We start from the raw sequence: 1,671 nt of genomic DNA, 5'->3' as shown, positions 1-1,671 counted from the left end.
GGCGGCGGAGCTCGTGGCGCCGGCGCTGCCCGTGCTCGCCCCCGGCTTCGGGGCGCAGGGAGCCAGGATCGAGGACGCGGGGACGATCTTCGGGCGCCTCGGCGGCGCACTGCTCGCGAACGAGTCGCGCAGCATTCTCTCGGGCGGATCAGCGGGCCTGGCGGAACGCGTGCGCACCCGTGCGGAGGCGATCTCCGCCGCGCTGGCCGACTAGGCGGGATCCTCCGCCTCCCGGGGTGCCGAGGGCCCGCCCGACGCAGTACATTAGAGGGCGATGAACAAGCAGCAGCGGACGATGCCCGAGGTCGACAGAGTCGCCGCCAACCGCGCCGCGATCGCCGCGCGTCGTGCGCGGGCCGATGTGAAGCGACGGTTGCGGGAGGGCGAGCTCTCACCCCTGCGGACGCTCGAGGAGTCGCTCGACCCGGAGTCGCCGGCCTTCTCGCTCCGCGTCACCGAGTTCCTGCAGACCTTCCCCTCCTTCGGGGAGGTGAAGACGCTGCGGACCCTGGAGCAGCTGCAGATCTCGCCGCGCAAGCGCCTCGGCGGACTCGGCGGACGCCAGCGGGACAGGCTCGTGGAGTTCGTGCGCGCGCGCCTCGGAGCGGGTGCCGAGCCCGGCGCCCGGCGGCTGACCGTGCTCGCCGGTCCCACCGCCGTGGGCAAGGGGACCGTCGCCGCGTACGTGCGCGAGCACTTCCCGGAGATCGGGCACTCCGTCTCAGTGACGACCCGCGCCCCGCGGCCGGGCGAGGTGCACGGCACCCACTACTACTTCGTCGACGACGAGACCTTCGACCGGATGCTCGCCGCTGACGAGCTGCTGGAATGGGCCACCGTCCACAACTCGTACCGCTACGGCACCCCGCGCGGTCCCGTCGTCGAAGCGGGTCGACGCGGGGAATCCATCCTGCTCGAGATCGACCTGCAGGGCGCCCGTCAGGTGCGGGCCAGCATGCCCGAGGCGCGGCTCGTCTTCCTCGCGCCGCCGAGCTGGGATGAGCTCGTGAACCGGCTGGTCGGAAGAGGAACCGAGGGCGAGGAGGAGCGTGCGCGGCGCCTCGAGACCGCGAAGGTCGAACTGGCGGCCGCCGACGAATTCGACGCGGTCATCGTCAACGACGAGGTGCCTCGCGCCGCGGGCCGGCTCGTGGAGCTGATCCGCGAAGGCTGAGCCGATGCGCCCGGCGATACTGCGCTGGGGTGACGAGGTCCATTGGGATTCCCGGAAGAATGGGCGCATGATTGCTCGACGGGACGCCGCGGAGGGCCCGGCCGCGCTCGCTGAACCGGCGGCTCCGCCCGATCGCAGCCGTCGGCGCGCGTGGCTCGGCGACATCCTGGCGGCGGCGGTCGTACTGCTCGGAGGCGGACTGCTCTTCGGCTTCGGAGTCGGTCTCGGCTTCGGCGGCGGAGATGCGTTCGGTAACGGAGACGCGTTCGGCGGCCCCGGCCGACCGCCGCTGCCGTCGGGTCTCCGCCCCTTCGTCGCGCTGCAGCTGCTCGGCCTCGGGTTCACCGCGTTCACCGCCGCGCTCATGTTCTTCCGCCGCAGGTGGCCGCTCGCCGTCTTTATCGCCGCGTTGATCTGCTTCTTCGCCGCAGCCCTGCTGGGCGTCCCCGGGCTCGGCCCCGGCATCGCCGCGACCGTCGCCGCCTACGCCCTCGCCG

1 protein-coding gene and 2 pseudogenes are annotated in these 1,671 nt (G+C 72.8%); all 3 read left to right on the top strand.

Translation table 11 applies throughout. The features are described from left to right. Positions 1-214: pseudogene (locus ACFPZL_RS12990) on the top strand (orotidine-5'-phosphate decarboxylase); the annotation flags it as partial. Between the two features lie 60 nt (positions 215-274). After that, entirely contained in the window at positions 275-1,174 is a 900-nt protein-coding gene (gmk, locus tag ACFPZL_RS12985; protein ID WP_218113649.1) for a guanylate kinase, read from the top strand. A gap of 67 nt (positions 1,175-1,241) precedes the next feature. Then, a pseudogene (locus ACFPZL_RS12980) lies at positions 1,242-1,671 on the top strand (hypothetical protein); the annotation flags it as partial.

This window comes from Leucobacter soli (genome assembly GCF_042659205.1).
In the GTDB taxonomy this organism is placed as follows: domain Bacteria; phylum Actinomycetota; class Actinomycetes; order Actinomycetales; family Microbacteriaceae; genus Leucobacter; species Leucobacter soli.
The sequence above is the reverse complement of the archived record's forward strand: the minus strand, read 5'-3'. Positions and strand labels throughout refer to the sequence as shown.

What these genes read in the sequence shown, in the direction of transcription:
- gmk (WP_218113649.1), top strand. Translation starts at nt 275, where the DNA reads ATGAACAAGCAGCAGCGGACGATGCCCGAGGTCGACAGAGTCGCCGCC.